Raw genomic sequence first — 20,318 nt, 5'->3', positions numbered from 1 at the left:
TCTGTTTTTGACCGCCGAGTCCGGCAAGATAGTACCGGACAACGTCAAGTTTGAACTGAAGTGAATACTTCATCAGAACTGTACCTCCAAATGTCAGATGTTTGTCCAACATTTGGGGTTCAGTTCACGTGGGGGCCTCCAGATAGGACGAGTGATTCTGGAAAACCTGCATCTGCAATGCCAGATGACGGGTAAATTGAATGGCGCTGTCATAAGGGACATTCAGCCATTTATGGGCATCTACGGTGATTGAGTCCGCCTGGTGCCAACCGTTCAGCAGATGGGCCAAGCGGGGAGAACAGGCCGCGATCCCACCAAAGGCGGCATCAACATGCAGCCAGAAGGGATAGCGTGCACGCAGTGCCAGCAGGCGGGGCAGATCGTCGAAAACGCCGGTGTTTACCGTACCTGCGCTGGCGAGCACTATCGTTGGGATATCTGGCGTGGCGGCAAGATGATGCTCCAGCGCGTCGATATCAATAGCTTCGCAATCAGCCTGGCTGGCAATAGACTTTAAAGCATCACGCCCAATACCGAGCATGCTGAGCGCTTTCACGCTGCTGGCATGCGCATTGGCAGAAAGGACCTGAATCGCCCCCAAGGCGGCCAAGCCAAACTGTGCCACATCGATCCCACGCTGCTGCCCTAGCCACTGGCGGCCGATGGCAATCCCGGTGAAGTTGGCCATGGTGGCACCGCTGACAAAGCTACCGCTGAAGTCGGCGGGCAGTTGCAGCAGGGTTTTCAATTGCTCAATCGTTGCCAGCTCGATCGCGGCCGCCACGGTATCATGGCTCAGTTGGCTATTCTGGTCGGCAGTGCTAACCAACCAGTCGGCAGCCAGCGCCGCAGGCGTGCTACCGCCAGTGACAAAGCCAAAGTAACGCGGCCCGGCACTGCCGGAAAGGCCAGCCTCATAGCGCTGCCAAAACTCTTCTAATGCCACTAGCGCCCCGCAACCCTCTTCGGCCAGCCGATCGTCACCGGTTTGCAACTGTTGTTCGGCCAACGGCGGGCATACCGGGCGCTGGTTTAAACTGGCAAGGAAGCCCTGCGCCAATTGGTTGGTATGGTCAAGTATGCGGGGTAAATCGTCGAGATCCTGCTGCAAACGTGGGTGCATGGTCATGCCTTGGGTTCGGGGTGAATATGTTTGCACTATAGGCGATCCTGATTAGTGCTAATATCGATAAAAAATGACCCTTTTGGATAGTAAGGCTAACCAGTAATGATTGAGCGTCTTCCTCTGCATATTTTGCCAACCTTTGTGATCGCTGCCCGGTTGGAGAATTTGCGTGCCACGGCGCAACGCGTCAGCCTGACTCATGGAGCCGTTAGCCAACAAATTCAGCAGCTTGAACAGGCTATTGGCTATCCACTCTTTGACCGCTCCGGGCGTGGGGTACGGCTAAATGCTGCGGGGCGCGAACTGCTGGCAGCAGCTGAGCCTGCCTTACTCGCTTTGCAACAGGGCGTTGACCGGGCCAGGCGGATAGCGGAAAGCCAGATGTTGCGCATCAGCGTACTGCCTTCCTTTGCGCATTACTGGTTGTTGCCCAGATTGGCGGAGTTTCATCGTGATTGCCCTGGGATCCGATTGGATATTGACGCCTCGCTGGCGATTCAGGATCTCGGCCGTAAAGGATTCGATGCCGCGATCCGCATTGGTGATGGCCAATGGCCAGGCGTTCAGGCTCAGCGTATCGCCTCAGGAGTAGTGCTGCCGGTAGCGGCCCCGGAGCTGGCCAGGCAATGGCAGGAGGCATTTGATGCTGGAGATCCACACACCCCCTTGCTTGAGCATGACGTCACACCCTGGCATAGCTGGTTTAGCGCCGTAGGGAGAATTGGCGGTGGACAACAGTTGGCGCTGTTCAACGATGCAGGGTTACTGCTGCGCGCAGCCGAGCAGGGGTTTGGTATTGCGCTGGTGAAGGCCGTGTTGGCGAAGGATGCGATTGCAGCAGGGCGCTTGGTGCCATTGTCGGCTGCGCTGCATTTGAACGATAGCGATGTCTATCTGGTGTGGCCACAAGCCGCTGGTTTAACGCCTGAGGTGGCAGCGTTACTGAACTGGTTACAACAGCGCCTCGTAGCGTAGGGGGCCGCATTGCGGCGCCCGATTAGCGTTCTTATATTATTGTTCCTATAACAGTCATTAAATAAGGGGAATATTCGGTTTAGTCTTCGTTTAATAATATAACCTTTACTTCACAACCTCATGTCACTATACTCCAGCCAAAATTACCGTGGAGAAAACCAATTGGACAGTTGCAGTAGTAGCGAAATAATAAAGGCAAGTTGACCAATCTCCTGTGATTTGTTGCTTGCCGAACACGGCGGGCAGCACCCCTCTCTAGTTATTCCGAGCTGTGCAAACCCGAACATGATTGTTGTCCCCGAGGCGCTTGCGCATTGGGCGTATTGATTCGGATATGATTATGGTATTTAACCATCACCACGGCCTTTTCCCTCCAGGCACTCAAACGCTGACCCGCTGATTAATTATCGGCGCGATTTCGCGTGTGCTTAACAGCACATGATTCAACCTCAATGATTAATTAAGGGGAAGATCATGGCTATGACTCCTTTTATCCTGAATTTATTCCTGGCAATGGGCCTGGGTGCTGTTATTGGTGCCGAGCGTCAATGGCGTCAGCGTATGGCGGGTTTGCGTACCAATTCTTTGGTTGCGACCGGAGCCGCAGTGTTTATCCTGAGCTCTTTTGACACCGAACCTTCCAGCGCGGGGCGTATTGCGGCGCAGATCGTTTCCGGTATCGGTTTTCTCGGTGCCGGTGTAATTATGCGGGAAGGGCTGAATATCCGCGGCCTGAACACGGCGGCCACCTTGTGGTGCTCTGCTGCCATCGGCGTGTTATGTGGCCTGGGGCAGCATTGGGAAGCCGTCTGCGCCACCCTGGTGATCCTGTGTGCCAATATCCTGCTGCGTGAAGCGGCGCAGCGTATTAATCTGCAACCCCAGCAACAGGCGGTGGATCTGGAGCTGCGTTATCGCGTCCAGGTCACCTGTGGGGAGCAGGATGAAATCCTGGTTCGTACCCTGATCCTACAGGCATTGAACGGCGTGGCATTACGTTTGCAATCGCTGCGTAGCGCCGATATTGCCATTCCTGGTCAGTTGGAAGTCTGTGCGGAAATTGTGGCTAATCCGGCCGCGCAAAAAGAGATTGAGGGCATTGTCTGCCGTATTAGTTTAGAACGCAGCGTGAGTGCCGTGCATTGGCGCGTGGCGTCAGAATTACCCGTTTAACGATAAATAACCTTCACCAATAGGGTGATAAGGAGGTGTTATGCAAACTCACCCCAGATACTTTATTACTACTGCGTAGTTAAGGAAATTAGCGTTACTTTAGCAACGCCAACAAAGTAAATTCCACTTTGTGCATGTTCACCCGTTATTACGGGCGGGGTAACCCTGTGTGCAAAGTAAAAAAAGAGAATAGCATCATGACCCATATTAAAGAAAATAGCCGCCGCCGTGATAAACAGCGCGAGCCGTATGCCATTGCTCTCGAGGCAAAGAACAGCCTCGATCAAACGTTGGCTAATTTAAACTGTAACCGCATTGGATTAACTCAGGAAGATGCCCAGGAGCGTTTGCAGTATTTTGGTAGCAATCAGGTTGCTCATGAGAAGGCACCGCATGCGCTGGTGCAGTTAGTCAGCGCGTTTAACAACCCGTTTATCTTTGTGTTGATGGTGTTGGCAGGGATCAGTTTCTTTACCGATTACTGGTTGCCCATGCAAAACGGTGAAGAAACTGATCTTACCGGCGTCATCATTATCCTGATTATGGTTACGTTGAGTGGGTTGCTGCGCTTCTGGCAGGAATACCGCACCAATAAAGCGGCCGAATCACTCAAATCGATGGTGCGTACCACGGCAACGGTGTTACGCCGTAGTAATTTTAGCACCCAGGCATTAGCGGTGGAAATTCCCATTCGTGAGTTGGTTCCAGGCGATATTATTCAGCTCTCTGCCGGGGACATGGTACCCGCGGACCTCCGCTTGCTCAGCTCACGCGATCTGTTTATCAGCCAGGCCATTTTGACCGGCGAAGCTATTCCGATCGAAAAATACGATGCCTTGGCTGGCGTGAGCGAAAAGTCGAGCGAGATCGATGCCTCCAGCGAAAGCGAACTGCTGGAGTTGGCCAATATCTGCCTGATGGGCACCAACGTGGCCAGCGGAACGGCGACGGCGGTGGTGGTCGCGACCGGTGGCCGCACCTACTTTGGCTCCCTGGCGAAGTCGATCGTCGGTACCCGTTCGCAAACGGCCTTTGACCGTGGAGTCAACAGCGTTAGCTGGCTGTTGATCCGCTTTATGTTGGTGATGGTGCCGATCGTCTTGCTGATTAACGGTTTTACCAAAGGAGACTGGACGGAAGCGGCCCTGTTTGCCTTGGCGGTCGCCGTGGGGCTGACGCCGGAAATGCTGCCGATGATCGTCAGCTCCAACCTGGCGAAGGGCGCAATTGCCATGGCGCGCCGCAAGGTGGTGGTCAAACGGCTGAATGCGATCCAGAACTTTGGCGCGATGGACGTGCTCTGTACCGATAAAACCGGCACCCTGACGCAGGATCGCATCATTCTGGAACACCATCTGGATGTGAATGGCAGCAAAGATAACCACGTGCTGCATTTAGCCTGGTTGAACAGCTTCCATCAGAGCGGTATGAAAAACCTGATGGATCAGGCAGTGATCCGGTTTGGCCAGGGTCAGCCGGGCGTAGAGGCGTTGGGGCGCTACAGCAAGGTTGATGAGCTGCCGTTTGATTTTATACGTCGTCGCTTGTCGATAGTGGTACAGGATGAACAACAGCGCCAACTGCTGATTTGCAAAGGTGCCGTTGAAGAGATGCTGGAGATTGCCACTCACGTCCGTGTCGGGCAGCAGGTGTTGGCGCTTGACGAGGCCCGCCGTGCCGATTTGCAGGCGTTGGCCTGCCAGTATAATGAAGATGGTTTCCGCGTGCTGGTACTGGCAACGCGAGATTTGGGTCTGGAAGGTTGCACTCTGCCACTGAGCATTGTGGATGAACGTGACTTGGTGATCGAAGGCCTGCTGACCTTCCTCGATCCGCCAAAAGAGAGCGCTCGTGAAGCGATTGCTGCCCTGCAGGAAAATGGCGTGGCGGTGAAAGTGCTGACCGGCGACAACCCGGTAATCACCTGTAAAATCTGCCGTGACGTTGGGCTGGAACCGGGAACGCCACTCTCCGGCCTGGAGATTGAACAGATGGACGATGCCCATCTGATGCGTGAGGTTGAGCAGCGTACGGTATTCACCAAGCTGACGCCGCTGCAAAAATCACGCGTGCTGAAAATGTTGCAGGCTAATGGCCACACCGTGGGCTTCCTGGGGGATGGTATTAACGACGCCCCGGCGTTACGCGATGCCGACGTGGGCATTTCTGTCGATACCGGTACCGACATCGCCAAGGAATCCGCCGATATCATCCTGTTGGAAAAGAACCTGATGGTGCTGGAAGAGGGGGTGATCAAAGGGCGTGAAACCTTCGGTAATATCATCAAGTATCTGAACATGACCGCCAGCTCCAACTTCGGCAACGTGTTCTCGGTGCTGGTGGCCAGTGCGTTTATCCCGTTCCTGCCGATGCTGGCGATCCACTTGCTGTTACAGAACCTGATGTACGATATCTCCCAGCTTTCCCTGCCGTGGGACAAGATGGACAAAGAATTCCTGCGTAAACCCCGCAAGTGGGACGCCAAGAATATTGGTCGCTTTATGCTGTGGATTGGGCCGACGTCGTCGATTTTCGACATCACGACCTATGCGTTGATGTGGTTTGTGTTTGCCGCCAATAGTGTAGAACATCAGGCGCTGTTCCAGTCCGGCTGGTTTATTGAAGGGTTGCTGTCTCAGACACTGGTAGTGCATATGCTGCGTACCCAGAAGATCCCGTTTATTCAGAGTACGGCGGCGCTGCCGGTGTTGTTGACCACCGGGATTATTATGGCACTCGGTATCTATATTCCGTTCTCGCCGCTCGGGGCATGGGTCGGGTTGCAACCGCTGCCGTGGGAGTATTTCCCTTGGCTGGTGGCCACGCTGGTCAGCTACTGTGTGGTGGCGCAATTGATGAAGCGTTTCTACATCCGCCGCTTTGGCAAGTGGTTCTAATCTACATTTTTGCCGGGCGTAATGCCTGGTGATAAACCTCAATCGGCCTGTTTCTTAAAGGGGGGCGCATCATGCGTCCCCCTACGCCAATCAGCAATATTGCTACAGGCTGCGGCAATGTCTGCGATATTCAGAGGGGGAGCGATCGGTATGCTTTTTGAATATCCGGCAAAAATAGTTACTGTCGTCGAACCCACAGCTATGCGCGATCTCTTTGATCTTCAGATCATAGCCACGCAATAGATTTTTCGCCCGCTCGAGGCGCACCGCGGTGATGTACTCATTGAAACCGACAGGGCCAGACTTTTGAAACAGGTGGGACAGGTAGTTAGGGGTAATATGAAATCGTTTGGCAACGCCTTCCCGTGTTAGCGGCAGCCCGGCGTGGTCATCGAGGTAGTCCTGTATGGCCAGCAGCAGCTCCTGGCTTTTACTGACGGTTTGCCCCTGGCCTGCGAGCTGTTCCAGGCAGTGGCTGACCAATCCGGTAAAGATCAGCTGCGAGGTCAATGCATCAGGTTGCAGCAACACCTCATTCATCGCCAGTAGCAGGTATGAGCCGACTCTGGGCCCACGCCGCGCAACGTGCTGTTTTTGCGTTTCACACAGCGCTTGCCCGTCCCATCTTTGCAGGCTGAAACCCAGCTTTTGCTTACTGAACAAGATACTCAGCGTGGTGGCTGGCCGGGTCCATTGCGGAAAACTCCATTTGCCCGCGGGGACATAAAGCACCTGATAGCTGGAGAGCGTGTTATTGGCCAAAGGTAGACACTGATCTTCAACTTCCCCATCTAGCACTATCTCAAGCTGCGGAAAAGGCACGCAGAAGGCCAAGGGCGGAGCGGGAAAAGTGGGTTCAGGAAACCTTACCTGGATCGCATTCTGATGGGCAATCAGCTGTTCAAGCAGGGTAACTAGCGTTTCAGACATCGCGATCTCCAGTGCGCTTCGGCGGTTAACGATGCATTTAAGAATGATGGTAAACCCAGGTGGGCAGTGCAATTAAGGTGATATTTCCCGGCATTTAAGGGACTTTTGCACAATGATGACCCAGGTCACATTTTGGGCTGGCGTACATCTGTGTCCAGTATTTCGTAGTAAAAGCCCCCTGTTTTTGGCCCAGGCTTCCAGTAAATTTGCCGTTATGTTATCAAAAAGTAAATGGAGAAATCATGATGCAACGTCAATCCGAGATATACCTGGAGGCTTTAGGAGCCAGCATCGAGTTAACGGCACAGATGAAGCAGGAGCTTGATACGTTAGGGTATACCGTGGTGCACAACGTGGCCGATCCTGACTGGCTGGTGGCGATGCGCAATCTTATTGATGAGCTGGTGGAGAAAGAAGGGGATAACCTGGCCATTGAGCACCATCAGGAAGCGACGGCAACGCGCATTGCCAACATGGTAAATAAAGGTGTGGTGTGGGAAAAGGTGTGGTCGCACCCGCTGATCCTGTCTGCCTGCCGCTATATTTTCAAGGGTGAGTTCAAGGTCTCTAGCCTCAATGCCCGCGAAGCCTTGCACGGCGGCGGCCATCAGCCTTTGCATGCCGACTGGAAAAAGCCGCGCCCTGATTTTCCCAAAGTACACCTGGTCAATGCGATATGGGCGATTGACGACCTTAGTGCGGAAAATGGCGCGCCGCGGATCATCGCCGGAACGCATCTGCGGCCGGAACTGCCGGAAGAGGTGTTGGCCGATCCTGATTTAGCACATCCTGATGAAGTTGTTTTTGCGGCCCCGGCCGGGAGCGTGATGATCTATAACGCGCACACCTGGCATGGAGGGACTCAGAACAGGATCGGCACCCGGCGGCGGGTATTACACGCACTCTATATCGACCGTGCAGATACCGCCCAGCAGGACCAGCGCCGCTGGCTGAAGGAAGAAACGGCCAGCCGACTGACCCCGGCGCAAAAATGGCTGCTGGATGTGCTTTGAGTATCCGGAGTAGGGGCGCTGCAGCGCCCGTTAAATCCGATGTCAGCACCGGATCTGCGAGGCAGCTCTCGTTAATTGTTACGTTAATGTTGCCGTAATCGACTATTGTCTTCTCTTCACTTGCGAACTAGCAACGCGCGTCACGTTTGCCAAAGGCGTGAGCGACACGGAGAGAGAATATGAATCAGCGGGAACTAGAAAGCGCCATCGTTACCGATTTTTCCAAGCGCATGAGCTATGGTGATTACCTGTGCCTGGATCGACTACTGGATTGCCAGCAGCCACTTTCCAACCCGCAACATCATGATGAGATGCTGTTTGTGGTGCAACATCAGACTTCGGAACTGTGGATGAAACTGATGCTGCACGAACTGCAGGCGGCGAGGACTCTGGTGCAGCAGGATAAGCTCAGCCACTGCTTCAAGATCCTGGCCAGGGTGAAGCAGATCCAGCGTTTACTGTTTGAGCAATGGGCGGTGCTGGAAACGCTGACTCCATCGGAATATGTGGAGTTCCGTGGCGTGCTGGGCAACTCTTCAGGTTTCCAATCTCATCAATATCGTTCGATCGAGTTTTTGTTGGGTAACAAAAATGCTGCCATGCTGGCCGTCTTCAGCGACGATGTGCCAAAGCATGCCGCGTTGAAAGCGATCCTCGAAGCCCCGAGCCTGTATGACGAATTCCTCCGCTATCTTTCCCGCCACGGTCTTGCGGTACCTAAGGCATGCATTGAACGAGACTGGACCCAGCCTTACCAGCGCAATCCAGAGCTATTACCGGTGTTTAAACTGATTTACGATAATCCGCAAACCTACTGGGCGGCCTACGAAATGGCCGAGAAGCTGGTGGATATTGAGGAAAGCTTTCATCTATGGCGTTTTCGCCATATGAAAACGGTCGAGCGGATCATTGGTTTTAAATCGGGAACCGGCGGCTCCAGCGGCGTCAGCTTCTTGAAGAAGGCGTTAGAGTTGACCTTTTTCCCGGAACTGTTAGACGTACGCACCGAGATTGGCGCTTGACTGCTTTGTCTAGGTTTGAAGCAGTATCAGGGCGCATAGCGCCCTGAACAGAGGATCACTCCTCGGCGACGCGGATTATCAGTTTGCCGAAGTTTTTCCCTTTTAGCAGACCGAAAAAGGCCTGAGGGGCATTTTCTAACCCGTCGACTACGTCCTCGCGGAATTTGATCTTGCCCTGGCTGACCCATTCCCCCATCTGTTGTAGAAACTCGCCGAAGCTTTCTGCGTAATCATCGAAGATGATAAAACCCTGCATCTTGATGCGCTTGCGCAGGATCAGGCCTTGTAACAACGGCAAGCGATCTGGGCCAGGCGGTAACTCGGTCGCGCTGTAGTGGGCGATAATGCCGCAGACGGGGATACGTGCCTTGGTATTGAGCAAAGGAATAACCGCATCGAATACTGCGCCGCCGACGTTTTCATAGTAAATATCGATGCCCTGGGGGCAGGCTGCTGCCAGTTGGGCCGCAAAGTCGGCCGAGCGGTGATCGATACAGGCATCAAATCCCAGTTCTTCCACCACATAGCGGCATTTCTCTGCGCCACCCGCCACACCCACCACGCGGCATCCTTTCAGCTTGCCAATCTGACCTACCACGGAACCTACTGCTCCGCTGGCTGCTGCGACCACCAAGGTTTCGCCCGCCTGTGGCTGGCCGATATCCAACAGCCCCATATAGGCGGTAAAACCAGGCATACCTAATACGCCAAGCAACCGGGAAGGGTGATCCAGTTTGGCCCCCAGATTACGCAGGCCGCTGCCGTCCGACAGCGCATGGCTTTGCCATCCGTCGTAACCTAGCACCCAATCCCCAACGTTAAAGTCTGGATGTTGTGAAGCCTGCACGCGGGATACGGTGCCGCCGACCATCACTTCGCCTATCTGTACCGGGGGGGCGTAAGAGGGCGCATCGCTCATACGGCCACGCATATAGGGATCTAATGAAAGGTAAACCGTGCGCAGCAACAACTGCCCGGCGGCGGGCTGTGTGATGGGGCTGGTTTCCAGGCGGAAATTGTTTGCCTGCGGTTCCCCGTGTGGGCGTGAAGCTAAAACAAAACGGCGGTTATGCGCTTGCTGAGACATCGATGACTCCTTGGCGACGGTGTTGAACGAAAGGCGTTCAGGTAGTGGCTAGTCTAGTGAATCTGTCGCAGTGGAAAATAGCGTTATGTGCGCACTTATGCGATAACGTAAAAAGCGTAGCGGGAACCTTGTTGAAAAATATTGCGTAATAGCTGCAGTGGCGGAATGTTCGTTGACCACTTTCTTATATCGTGATGAAAAATAACAGTCGAAATCTGATTGTCAACCATAGGTAATAGTGATATTTGATATTGGGTATATTGATAGAAGTGCGATAATTCCGATCTCATATATTGATACTGATGATGATATTAAGGGCGATTTGTAGAATAAACGATGCTTCATTGGCGAGCCAGTATTGCTTACGATCCATTTAATTCGTTAGAAGAAAAAAGAGGCCCACCTGAATAGCCAACGGGAGGTGATAACTGTGCGTTATAGCGGAACGATCAGCACGTCAATGCTGCTGGTATTGATAAAGCGCGCGGCGGAGCAGGCCACTTTATTCATCATGCTATCGCTATGGTTGCCACAGATGACCAGATCAAAGGGTTGCTTCTGGTTGGCGTAGGTCAGACAGTCGCCCAACTCGCCGTGGATGATCCGCGTAGCGATATTGGGATAGTTTGCCCGTAGGCACAGTTCTTCCATAAACAGCAGCGTCTCTTCCTCCATCAGCGCACGCAGGTCACCCAGCATGGGGGCGGGGAAAATCTCGGCATTGGCAATGATGCTGACTAGCGTGATTTTCCCATCGCAGGGACGCACGATCGAGACGGCTTTCTCTACCAGCCGGTGGCTGTCCGCTGCGACGGCCACCGTAACCAGAACGTTGTGATATCCCATGTTCTACTCCCGCTGCCTGAATGTGTGCTTAAAGGGTAGAGCAATGCCTGCGCAAGAAATGTGGTATGTATCACGCGCAACGCCAAACCCCAGGGCAAGGAAAAAATTCCGCCATAAAAGATAAAAAGATGCGCGCATCACTGTCTGGGTGATTAAAGCACCTGTGCCCAGAGTGACTTTGGCACTTTGCCCAGATCGAACAGTTTGCCAGAGACCAGTTCCGCACGGCGATGATCCGCAGCACGGTACATGTTGCTCATTTCATTGTCATCCGTCAGTGAGTAATTCAGCTTGTCGTAGACTTTTTCCAGACTGTCCAGGCTGGAACATTTGCGAAACGTCATCAGGTAATCGATGGTACTTGTCATAGTTAAAACATAGCCTATTAATAGTATTAAAGCGGAAAGAAAAATCTCACATATTCGCAGAAATCGCCACAAGTGAAGAGATGTCGCCAGGCAAAATAAAAGAAAAGTGAGTAAATGGAACACGCTTAGCCAAAATACCCCGGTTAGTGGGGAGAGGCACCATCGAATGATAATATGTGCCGAGCATCTGGGCAATGTATCTTGACAGATAAACTGTCAATTAGGGGGAATCTTACCTTATTGGCTCTGGGGGAGTTTGTCAGCAAAGCGCTGCGTTTCTTTGCCCATGGCAAAGAAAATGATAACGGCAGTGGTTTTGGCTGGTGGATACCCGATGTATTATCATTGGGCGAGTGAAAAAATTTTTGTGAAGAAGCGTAAGGCCAAAACATAATTCAGTTGGTGCTGAAAAGTGGCTGGACAATAAAGCAAGCTTGATTTAATGCTTGTTCAGGTTGACGTTAGGCAGCGTTAGGAATTTTCCATATCATCGTTCGGGGAGAGGCTTGAGTAATAATTAAAATGCTAAGTAAAAATCAATTTGCTACTTTCCTGATCGACCAATGCTAGTTGACATTATCTTTTCTGACTTACCCCTGGTTGCCCCTATCGCGACGAAACACATTGTTACTTCTGCTAACTTGTTCAACCCATAATACTGCCCCTTTAACCGCAGGAGTTGCCCTGTCGAAAATTGAAACAGCGACACAAGTTAAATCTTACTTTTCAGTCGGGGGTGGTTTTAGCGGGTGATGTTATTCGTAAGGAACTGCTTTTAAATGACAATCAGAATTTTAAACTACGCTAGTGGCGGGGTGGCAGATTTTTTCTCTGTGATTTGGCTTTAGTTAAGCTTTTGTTCGAATTGATCTAAAAAAGCGTATTTTTGGGCTATAAAAGCTGGTTTTTAAGACCTTTTCTTACTTTAGCGTGTTTATTGCACAGCTTGGTGGCTAATAATTGGTCGGATTTTGGCCTTTTCAAGCTTGATATTTTTTATTTTTGTGAGCTGTGTCACATTGTTTTTAAAATAGCGTGTCGCTTACGTTGTGTGGGCTAAGTGATCGGGGGTAGAGTTGCGCTGTTATTAAGATTAATCTTATTATTTTTGTAAAAATAGTCTTACGAAAAACACACTTTTGAAGCAGGATGCTGTATATCCATACATGTATTTACATGTATATCCAATACTGAGTAACAACCCGAAATGTGTATAGTCGCGCAGTTATCGCGGCTGGCGTACAGGGATTTGTTTGCCAACTTTGGGAATGAACCCAGGTCATGGGCGATAATTTATCACCCAGCATATGTTTTTAAACATAGTCTGTCGGGATGGGAATATGGGTACGTCTGAACTACTTAAACATATTTATGACATTAATTTGTCATATTTGCTTCTGGCACAGCGTCTGATTAACGATGAAAAAGCGTCAGCAATGTTCCGTCTGGGTATTGATAACTCGATGGCGGATGCGCTGTCGCAACTCACGTTGCCACAAATGGTGAAACTGGCAGAAACTAATCAGTTGGTTTGCCACTTCCGTTTCAACGATCACAATACTATCGAGCGCCTGACGAAAGAATCCCGCGTGGACGATCTGCAACAGATCCACACCGGCATTTTGCTATCGAGCCATTTACTCCAAGAACTATCGGGTAAAGGCGGTTGTGTGACGAAGAAAAGAGCCTGATGATGAGTGAGAAAAGTATTGTTCAGGAAGCCAAGGACATTCAACTCGCCATGGAACTGATCACGCTGGGCGCGCGCTTGCAGATGTTGGAGAGCGAAACGCAGCTTAGCCGTGGGCGATTGATCAAACTGTATAAAGAATTACGCGGCAGTCCGCCGCCCAAAGGGATGCTGCCATTCTCGACCGACTGGTTCATGACCTGGGAGCAAAACATCCACTCGTCGATGTTTTTCAATGCCTATCAGTTCCTGCTCAAATGCGGTCAGTGCCACGGGGTTGAAGCCGTGGTCAAAGCCTATCGACTGTATTTGGAACAGTGTCCGCAGCAGCCAGGCGAACCCCCGTTGCTGGCGCTGACACGAGCCTGGACGCTGGTGCGTTTTGTCGACAGCGGTATGTTGCAGCTATCCGCCTGCAGCTGCTGTGGTGGGGCTTTTATCACCCATGCGCACCAGCCGCTTAATAGTTTTGTCTGCAGTTTATGCCAACCCCCATCCCGCGCAGTAAAAAGACGTAAACTTTCGCCGCAACTGGCCGATATTATTCCACAACTGCTGGAAGAGCAGGTTAAACGCGCAGTCTGAGCCTGCTTGCAGGCTTATACAGCAACACAGACTGGTGAAACTCAAGGGCTCGGTACTCCGGGCTCTCTGGGCGACACGCGCTGTTGCCTAATTTCACCCGCGCTGACTCACCTTCCACCCATATTGTGAATTTAAGGAATACGTGTGCTAGTTATTTTGGGTTATCTCGTGGTTCTGGGAACCGTGTTTGGCGGCTATATGATTGTCGGGGGGCACCTCGGCGCACTCTATCAGCCTGCCGAATTTTTGATCATCGGGGGGGCTGGTGTGGGAGCCTTTATCGTCGGCAACAACGGTAAAGCGATCAAATCCACGCTACGCGCTCTTCCCAAGCTGATGCGCCGCTCAAAATACAACAAAGAACTGTATATGGATCTGATGGCGCTGCTGTATCGGCTGATGGCTAAATCCCGCCAGCAAGGCATGTTGTCGCTTGAGTTTGATATCGATAATCCGCAGGAAAGCGAAATTTTCTCTAATTATCCGCGCATTCTTGCCGATAACCACTTGGTGGAATTTATTACCGACTATTTGCGACTCATGGTGAGCGGCAATATGAACGCCTTTGAGATCGAAGCGTTGATGGATGAAGAGATTGAAACCTTCGAACAGGAAAGCGAGGTACCCGCAGGGAGCCTGGCGATGGTCGGCGATTCGTTGCCGGCTTTCGGCATCGTGGCTGCCGTGATGGGGGTAGTGCACGCACTTGCTTCGGCTGACCGGCCAGCGGCGGAATTGGGGGCACTGATCGCCAATGCGATGGTGGGCACTTTCCTCGGCATTCTGTTGGCCTATGGGTTCATCTCCCCGCTGGCTACTTTACTGCGCCAGAAGAGTGCTGAAACCACCAAGATGATGCAGTGCATCAAGGTCACCTTGCTGTCGAGTTTGAATGGTTATGCCCCACAGATCGCGGTCGAGTTTGGCCGTAAAACGTTGTACACCACGGAGCGCCCTTCCTTCATTGAGTTGGAAGAGCATGTGCGTAAGGTGAAAGCCCCGGCACAGCAGGCGACGGAAGAGCAGGACGCATGAAACAGAATCACCCGGTTATTCTGGTCAGAAAACGCAAAGCCCATCATGCCGGTCATCACGGCGGCTCCTGGAAAATTGCCTATGCCGATTTTATGACGGCGATGATGGCGTTTTTTCTGGTGATGTGGCTGCTGGCGATTGCCAGCCCGCAGGAGTTGACGCAGATAGCCGAATATTTCCGTACCCCACTGAAGGTGGCGCTGACCAGCGGCGACAAGAGCAGCTCGGAAAGTAGCCCAATCCCGGGCGGTGGGGACGATCCAACCCAGCAGCAAGGGTTGGTCAAAAAGCAGATGGATTCACCGGAAAAGCGTGCAGAAGAGCTGCGCCTGAACAAGCTGCGCGAGAAACTCGATGAGCTGATTGAGTCGGACCCGCGCCTGAAAGCGCTGCGACCGCATTTGCTGATCAACATGATGGACGAAGGATTGCGCATTCAAATTATCGATAGCCAGAACCGGCCGATGTTCAAGACCGGCAGCGCACAGGTGGAAAGCTATATGCGCGATATCCTGCGCGGGATAGCGCCGATCCTCAATGGATTATCGAACAAAATCAGCCTGTCGGGCCATACCGACGATCTGCCTTATGCTACCGGTGAGCGCTATTACAGCAACTGGGAGCTGTCCGCCGATCGTGCCAATGCCTCGCGGCGTGAACTGATCGCCGGTGGTTTGGCCGAAGGCAAAGTATTGCGGGTGGTTGGGATGGCCTCGACCATGAACCTGAAACAGCACGGCGGTGATGATGCGGTTAACCGGCGGATCACCATTCTGGTGCTGAACAAAGCAACCCAGCAGGGGATAGAACACGAGAATGCGGAGAGCAGCGCTACGGAAATCGATCAGCCAGAAGGCCTGAAGCAGTTGGCTCCGCAGGCGACGGCACCGGCTATAGCGACACCGGAATTACCACCGTCGCCGCCTGCTCCAACCGCCGAACTGCCGGCAACGCAGGGCACGCCAGAGCAACCTCCGGCAGCGGTGAAAGCCGCAGACACCGGGCCGACAGCGGCTATTCCGGCGGCACCTTCCGCCACTTCACCGACTAACAGCGACTCACAGCAGAGGTGACCCCGTGAGCATGGACATTAGCGCTTTTTATCAGACCTTTTTTGATGAGGCAGACGAGCTGCTGGCCGATATGGAGCAACATCTGTTGGAGCTGGACCCGCTGGCCCCGGATATTGAACCACTGAACGCGATTTTCCGCGCTGCCCATTCGATCAAGGGCGGGGCAGCTACCTTCGGCTTTAGCGTGCTGCAGGAAACTACCCACCTGCTGGAGAATTTGCTGGACGGTGCCCGGCGTCAGGAAATGAGCCTGAGCACCGAAATTATCAACCTGTTTCTGGAAACCAAAGACATTATGCAGGAGCAACTGGACGCCTATAAAACGTCGCAACAGCCTGATAGCGAGAGCTTTGAGTATATTTGTCAGGCGTTGCGGCAGTTGGCTTTGGAAGCGCAACAGCAGGATGCTCCTGCGGCGGCGGTAACGGTAACCTCACCGGTAGTTCATGCCGCTGCTCCGGCTGCAATTGAAGGCGGGATGCGGATCAGCCTGAGCGGTCTGAAGCCGAATGAAATTCCGCTGATGCTGGAAGAGTTGGGCAATCTCGGCGAGGTGGAAAACCCGCAGCAGACCGAGACCAGCCTGGAGGTCACTTTACTGACCTCTGCCAGTGAGGAGGATATCAGCGCGGTGCTGTGCTTTGTGCTGGAGCCGGAGCAGATTGCCTTTTCCACGCCGCCGAAGGCCGTGGAGAAGATCAGCACGCCGGAACCCGTGGCCGTTGTCACACCTACCGCGCCCGCCACGGTGGCTGAAGCGCCGAAGCCCAAAGCCAAGGCTAGCGAGTCCACCAGTATTCGCGTGGCGGTAGAAAAGGTCGATCAACTGATCAACCTGGTGGGGGAATTGGTGATCACTCAGTCGATGCTGGCCCAGCGTTCCGGCTCCCTGGATCCGGTCAACCACGGCGATCTGCTCAACAGCATGAGCCAGTTGGAGCGTAACGCTCGCGACCTGCAAGAGTCGGTGATGTCGATCCGCATGATGCCGATGGAGTACGTTTTCAGTCGCTTCCCGCGTCTGGTGCGCGATCTGGCCAGCAAGCTGGACAAGCAGGTGGAGTTGACGCTACGCGGCAGCTCTACCGAACTGGACAAGAGCCTGATTGAACGCATTATCGATCCGTTGACGCACCTGGTGCGTAACAGCCTGGATCACGGTATTGAAGAACCTGCTGCGCGCCTGGCCGCCGGTAAGGCCGAAGTCGGTAGTCTGATCCTGTCCGCCGAACATCAGGGCGGCAATATCTGCATTGAGGTCACCGATGACGGTGCCGGTCTCAATCGCCAGAAAATTCTCGCCAAGGCTGCTTCGCAGGGGCTAGCGGTGAGTGACAACATGAGCGATGAAGAGGTCGGCATGCTGATCTTTGCCCCGGGTTTCTCCACCGCCGAGCAGGTGACAGACGTCTCCGGGCGCGGAGTGGGCATGGACGTGGTGAAGCGAAATATTCAGGAGATGGGGGGCCATGTCGAAATCCATTTCCAGGCTGGGAAGGGCACCTCAATCCGCATTTTACTGCCGCTGACGCTGGCCATTCTTGACGGCATGTCGGTCAAGGTGAATGAGGAAGTGTTCATTCTGCCATTGAATGCCGTGATGGAGTCATTGCAACCGCAGGCCGAGGATTTGCATCCGCTGGCCGGTGGGGAGCGTGTGCTTCAGGTACGCGGCGAATATCTGCCTCTGGTCGAGCTGTATCGGGTGTTTGAGGTTGACGGTGCCAAAACCGAAGCCACTCAGGGCATCGTGGTGATTTTGCAAAGTGCAGGCCGCCGCTATGCGCTGCTGGTCGATCAGTTGATCGGTCAGCACCAGGTGGTGGTGAAAAATCTGGAAAGCAATTACCGCAAGGTGCCGGGCATTTCGGCTGCCACCATTCTGGGGGATGGCAGCGTGGCGCTGATTGTAGATGTTTCGGCGCTGCAAACGCTGAACCGGGAAAAGCGTCTGACGGACGCTGCCGCATAATTATTAACCGACTGATTTAAAGGTGATCGAAATGGCAGGACTGGCAGCCGTCAGCAAACTGGCGGGCGAAACGGTAGGTCAGGAGTTCCTGATTTTTACCTTGGGTAACGAAGAGTATGGCATTGATATCCTCAAGGTTCAGGAGATCCGCGGTTACGATCAGGTAACGCGCATCGCCAACACCCCGGCGTTTATCAAGGGCGTGACCAATCTGCGTGGGGTGATCGTGCCGATTATCGATCTGCGCGTGAAGTTTGCCCAGCAGGACGTCTCTTATGATGAAAACACCGTGGTGATCGTGCTGAACTTTGGCCAGCGGGTGGTGGGTATCGTGGTAGATGGCGTGTCTGATGTGCTGTCGTTAACGACGGATCAGATCCGCCCGGCCCCTGAGTTCGCGGTTACGTTGGCGACGGAATATCTCACCGGTCTGGGGTCGCTCGGTGAACGTATGCTGATCCTGGTGGATATCGAAAAGCTGCTGAGCAGCGAAGAGATGTCTCTGGTGGACAACGTAGCGAAAAGCGCCTGATTGCTGAGTAGCTGTTTGTCAAGGCTCAACAGGTGGGGATAATGCAGAACGCCGACACGCCGTAAATCCGTCCCTGGGGGCTCGTATCGCGCATCCCTGCGCTCAACGGGCCCCTCACCGAGTTAAAATCTTACCCTCCGCACAATACAAAAAAATAGTTACAGATTTTTCTTAAAGTTCTCTTCTGCCACGCCGATAACCCAGACAGTTAACGTACACAGCACTTGTCTGTGCGGGCTTCCAAGAAGGGTAAAAATGTTTAATCGTATGAAGGTGGTCACCAGCTTATTGCTGGTGCTGGTGTTATTCGGTGCCTTGCAGCTGGTTTCCGGTGGGCTGTTTTTCACTTCGCTGAAAGATAACAAAGAGAATTTTACCGTACTGCAAACTATCCGACAGCAGCAGTCAGAACTGAATGAAAGCTGGGTAAACCTGCTGCAAACCCGCAATACCCTCAATCGTGCCGGGATCCGCTACATGATGGACCTCAATAAAGCGGGCACCGGTGCCACCGTTGATGAACTGCTGGTCTCGGCGAAAAACACCTTGAGCATGGCGGAACAGCACTACACTGCCTATGAAAAAATCCCTCTGGATGCTCGCCAGGATGCCGCAGCGGCAGACGAACTCAAGCAACGCTATACCACTCTGCACACTGCGTTGTCGGAACTGGTCACACTGTTGGGTGACGGCAAGCTGGACGCCTTCTTCGAACAGCCCACTCAACGTTATCAGACTGAATTTGAACAGCTCTATAACCGCTACCTGACTCAGAACGACAAGCTATACCAGATCGCGGTCGAAGATGGCGACAGCTCTTTCGAATTCGCCGTTTGGACGTTGGTCGTGGTGCTGGTACTGGTGGTTGCGGTGATCGCCATGGTTTGGTTCGGCATCCACCATATTCTGGTGCGCCCACTCAACCGTATGATTGAGCACATCAAACTGATCGCCGCAGGCGATTTGACTCACCAAATCGACGTCAACAGCCGCAACGAAATGGGCGTGCTGGCAGCCAGCCTTAGGCACATGCAAGGCGAACTGATTGACACCGTCAGCGGCGTGCGTCAGGGGGCCGATGCCATCTACAGCGGTGCTTCCGAGATTGCCGCAGGTAACAACGATCTCTCTTCCCGTACCGAACAGCAGGCCGCCTCGCTGGAAGAAACCGCCGCCAGCATGGAGCAGTTGACCGCGACGGTGAAACAGAACGCCGAAAACGCCCGTCAGGCCAGCCAACTGGCGTTGAGCGCCTCAGAAACCGCGCAGAAAGGCGGCAAAGTGGTCGCCAACGTGGTGCAAACCATGCACGACATCGCGGGCAGTTCGCAGAAAATTGCCGACATTACCAGCGTGATCGACGGCATCGCCTTCCAGACCAATATCCTGGCGTTGAATGCGGCAGTTGAAGCTGCCCGTGCCGGTGAGCAGGGCCGTGGTTTTGCCGTGGTTGCCGGGGAGGTACGTAACCTGGCAAGCCGCAGCGCGCAGGCAGCCAAAGAGATCAAAGGCCTGATTGAAGACTCGGTTAGCCGCGTCGATATGGGCTCGGTGCTGGTGGAAAGCGCCGGTGAAACCATGGGCGATATCGTCAATGCCGTCACCCGCGTCACCGACATCATGGGTGAAATCGCTTCGGCCTCCGACGAGCAAAGCCGTGGTATCGATCAGGTTGGCCAGGCGGTTGCCGAAATGGATCGCGTCACTCAACAGAACGCCTCTTTGGTCGAAGAATCGGCCTCTGCGGCGGCAGCTCTGGAAGAGCAGGCCAGCCGCTTGACCCAGTCCGTTGCGGTATTCCGACTGAAAGCGGAAGGCCAAAACGAGTTCAAGTCATCCGCCAACAGTAAAGTCGTTACCCCGGTAATCAATCATAAAAAAATGAACGCCAGCGATCCGCAGGAGAACTGGGAAACGTTCTAACCGGCATTGGGCTGCGTTCTCCCTGCGAGATCGTGGCCCTTTTTTCCGTCCTAAGTCGTGTTAAACCGCGG

Annotated in this window: 17 protein-coding genes and 1 pseudogene; 13 read left to right on the top strand and 5 right to left on the bottom strand. The window is 53.4% G+C overall.

The window, feature by feature from the left end; genetic code table 11:
• Positions 1-127 precede the first annotated feature (127 nt).
• Positions 128-1,123, bottom strand: a pseudogene (locus ACMV5H_RS14465) (pyridoxal phosphate-dependent decarboxylase family protein); the annotation flags it as partial.
• A 105-nt stretch (positions 1,124-1,228) separates the two neighbouring features.
• On the opposite strand from ACMV5H_RS14465, the gene ACMV5H_RS14460 reads away from it, so the two are divergent.
• The 3 genes from ACMV5H_RS14460 to mgtA all read left to right on the top strand — a co-directional run bounded on the left by ACMV5H_RS14460 (position 1,229) and on the right by mgtA (position 6,171).
• Positions 1,229-2,101, top strand: coding sequence for a LysR substrate-binding domain-containing protein (locus ACMV5H_RS14460; protein ID WP_179248870.1), 873 nt, complete (start codon positions 1,229-1,231; stop codon positions 2,099-2,101).
• A 474-nt stretch (positions 2,102-2,575) separates the two neighbouring features.
• Positions 2,576-3,274, top strand: a complete 699-nt coding sequence (locus ACMV5H_RS14455; RefSeq protein ID WP_021180910.1) for an MgtC family protein — start codon at positions 2,576-2,578, stop codon at positions 3,272-3,274.
• Between the two features lie 197 nt (positions 3,275-3,471).
• The gene (mgtA, locus tag ACMV5H_RS14450) at positions 3,472-6,171 is read left to right on the top strand and encodes a magnesium-translocating P-type ATPase (RefSeq protein ID WP_414822019.1); all 2,700 of its coding nucleotides are present in this window, start codon (positions 3,472-3,474) and stop codon (positions 6,169-6,171) included.
• 102 nt (positions 6,172-6,273) lie between these two features.
• Here mgtA and ACMV5H_RS14445 read toward each other — a convergent pair whose 3' ends face one another.
• Entirely contained in the window at positions 6,274-7,101 is an 828-nt protein-coding gene (locus ACMV5H_RS14445; protein ID WP_414822018.1) for a helix-turn-helix transcriptional regulator, read from the bottom strand.
• 245 nt (positions 7,102-7,346) lie between these two features.
• On the opposite strand from ACMV5H_RS14445, the gene ACMV5H_RS14440 reads away from it, so the two are divergent.
• Both ACMV5H_RS14440 and kynA read left to right on the top strand, forming a co-directional pair.
• On the top strand, positions 7,347-8,114 hold the full coding sequence (locus ACMV5H_RS14440) for a phytanoyl-CoA dioxygenase family protein (protein ID WP_071681126.1): 768 nt from the start codon (positions 7,347-7,349) through the stop codon (positions 8,112-8,114).
• A gap of 179 nt (positions 8,115-8,293) precedes the next feature.
• On the top strand, positions 8,294-9,136 hold the full coding sequence (kynA, locus tag ACMV5H_RS14435) for a tryptophan 2,3-dioxygenase (protein ID WP_094983069.1): 843 nt from the start codon (positions 8,294-8,296) through the stop codon (positions 9,134-9,136).
• A gap of 55 nt (positions 9,137-9,191) precedes the next feature.
• Here the strand turns inward: kynA and ACMV5H_RS14430 are convergent, their stop codons facing one another.
• From ACMV5H_RS14430 to ydgT, 3 genes are all read right to left on the bottom strand, one after another.
• Positions 9,192-10,223 carry an NADP-dependent oxidoreductase gene (locus ACMV5H_RS14430; RefSeq protein WP_414822017.1) on the bottom strand — a complete coding sequence of 344 codons (1,032 nt, stop codon included), beginning with the start codon at positions 10,221-10,223 and terminating at the stop codon, positions 9,192-9,194.
• 435 nt (positions 10,224-10,658) lie between these two features.
• Positions 10,659-11,069, bottom strand: coding sequence for a universal stress protein UspC (gene uspC / locus ACMV5H_RS14425; protein WP_021805726.1), 411 nt, complete (start codon positions 11,067-11,069; stop codon positions 10,659-10,661).
• 152 nt (positions 11,070-11,221) lie between these two features.
• A complete protein-coding gene (ydgT, locus tag ACMV5H_RS14420; RefSeq protein ID WP_021180917.1) occupies positions 11,222-11,437 on the bottom strand; it encodes a transcription modulator YdgT in 216 nt (71 codons plus the stop codon).
• Between the two features lie 201 nt (positions 11,438-11,638).
• On the opposite strand from ydgT, the gene ACMV5H_RS14415 reads away from it, so the two are divergent.
• The 8 genes from ACMV5H_RS14415 to ACMV5H_RS14380 all read left to right on the top strand — a co-directional run bounded on the left by ACMV5H_RS14415 (position 11,639) and on the right by ACMV5H_RS14380 (position 20,247).
• The gene (locus ACMV5H_RS14415; RefSeq protein WP_414822016.1) at positions 11,639-11,794 is read left to right on the top strand and encodes a hypothetical protein; all 156 of its coding nucleotides are present in this window, start codon (positions 11,639-11,641) and stop codon (positions 11,792-11,794) included.
• A 983-nt stretch (positions 11,795-12,777) separates the two neighbouring features.
• On the top strand, positions 12,778-13,128 hold the full coding sequence (gene flhD / locus ACMV5H_RS14410; protein ID WP_021805724.1) for a flagellar transcriptional regulator FlhD: 351 nt from the start codon (positions 12,778-12,780) through the stop codon (positions 13,126-13,128).
• Positions 13,128-13,712, top strand: a complete 585-nt coding sequence (gene flhC, locus ACMV5H_RS14405; protein WP_021180920.1) for a flagellar transcriptional regulator FlhC — start codon at positions 13,128-13,130, stop codon at positions 13,710-13,712. The genes flhD and flhC overlap by 1 nt, the downstream gene beginning before the upstream one ends.
• A 144-nt stretch (positions 13,713-13,856) precedes the next feature.
• Positions 13,857-14,747, top strand: a complete 891-nt coding sequence (motA, locus tag ACMV5H_RS14400) for a flagellar motor stator protein MotA (protein ID WP_021180921.1) — start codon at positions 13,857-13,859, stop codon at positions 14,745-14,747.
• Positions 14,744-15,820, top strand: coding sequence for a flagellar motor protein MotB (gene motB / locus ACMV5H_RS14395; RefSeq protein ID WP_021805723.1), 1,077 nt, complete (start codon positions 14,744-14,746; stop codon positions 15,818-15,820). The genes motA and motB overlap by 4 nt, the downstream gene beginning before the upstream one ends.
• A gap of 4 nt (positions 15,821-15,824) precedes the next feature.
• Complete coding sequence (gene cheA, locus ACMV5H_RS14390; protein ID WP_059201118.1) at positions 15,825-17,792, top strand: chemotaxis protein CheA; 1,968 nt, start codon at positions 15,825-15,827, stop codon at positions 17,790-17,792.
• A 31-nt stretch (positions 17,793-17,823) separates the two neighbouring features.
• A complete protein-coding gene (gene cheW / locus ACMV5H_RS14385; protein ID WP_021180924.1) occupies positions 17,824-18,324 on the top strand; it encodes a chemotaxis protein CheW in 501 nt (166 codons plus the stop codon).
• A 255-nt stretch (positions 18,325-18,579) separates the two neighbouring features.
• Positions 18,580-20,247 (top strand): methyl-accepting chemotaxis protein, encoded by a 1,668-nt coding sequence (locus ACMV5H_RS14380; protein ID WP_021805721.1) that lies wholly within the window; start codon positions 18,580-18,582, stop codon positions 20,245-20,247.
• Positions 20,248-20,318: the final 71 nt, after the last annotated feature.

This window comes from Serratia sp. N21D137, from assembly GCF_047530005.1.
Taxonomy (GTDB): Bacteria; Pseudomonadota; Gammaproteobacteria; order Enterobacterales; family Enterobacteriaceae; genus Chania; species Chania fonticola_B.
This window is presented reverse-complemented; position numbering and strand designations above follow the sequence as displayed.

Bases quoted from the DNA above. Each gene is read 5' to 3' on its own strand.
- ACMV5H_RS14460 (WP_179248870.1), top strand. From the start codon at position 1,229: ATGATTGAGCGTCTTCCTCTGCATATTTTGCCAACCTTTGTGATCGCT.
- ACMV5H_RS14455 (WP_021180910.1), top strand. From the start codon at position 2,576: ATGGCTATGACTCCTTTTATCCTGAATTTATTCCTGGCAATGGGCCTG.
- mgtA (WP_414822019.1), top strand. From the start codon at position 3,472: ATGACCCATATTAAAGAAAATAGCCGCCGCCGTGATAAACAGCGCGAG.
- ACMV5H_RS14445 (WP_414822018.1), bottom strand. From the start codon at position 7,101: ATGTCTGAAACGCTAGTTACCCTGCTTGAACAGCTGATTGCCCATCAG.
- ACMV5H_RS14440 (WP_071681126.1), top strand. From the start codon at position 7,347: ATGCAACGTCAATCCGAGATATACCTGGAGGCTTTAGGAGCCAGCATC.
- kynA (WP_094983069.1), top strand. From the start codon at position 8,294: ATGAATCAGCGGGAACTAGAAAGCGCCATCGTTACCGATTTTTCCAAG.
- ACMV5H_RS14430 (WP_414822017.1), bottom strand. From the start codon at position 10,223: ATGTCTCAGCAAGCGCATAACCGCCGTTTTGTTTTAGCTTCACGCCCA.
- uspC (WP_021805726.1), bottom strand. From the start codon at position 11,069: ATGGGATATCACAACGTTCTGGTTACGGTGGCCGTCGCAGCGGACAGC.
- ydgT (WP_021180917.1), bottom strand. From the start codon at position 11,437: ATGACAAGTACCATCGATTACCTGATGACGTTTCGCAAATGTTCCAGC.
- flhD (WP_021805724.1), top strand. From the start codon at position 12,778: ATGGGTACGTCTGAACTACTTAAACATATTTATGACATTAATTTGTCA.
- flhC (WP_021180920.1), top strand. From the start codon at position 13,128: ATGATGAGTGAGAAAAGTATTGTTCAGGAAGCCAAGGACATTCAACTC.
- motB (WP_021805723.1), top strand. From the start codon at position 14,744: ATGAAACAGAATCACCCGGTTATTCTGGTCAGAAAACGCAAAGCCCAT.
- cheW (WP_021180924.1), top strand. From the start codon at position 17,824: ATGGCAGGACTGGCAGCCGTCAGCAAACTGGCGGGCGAAACGGTAGGT.
- ACMV5H_RS14380 (WP_021805721.1), top strand. From the start codon at position 18,580: ATGTTTAATCGTATGAAGGTGGTCACCAGCTTATTGCTGGTGCTGGTG.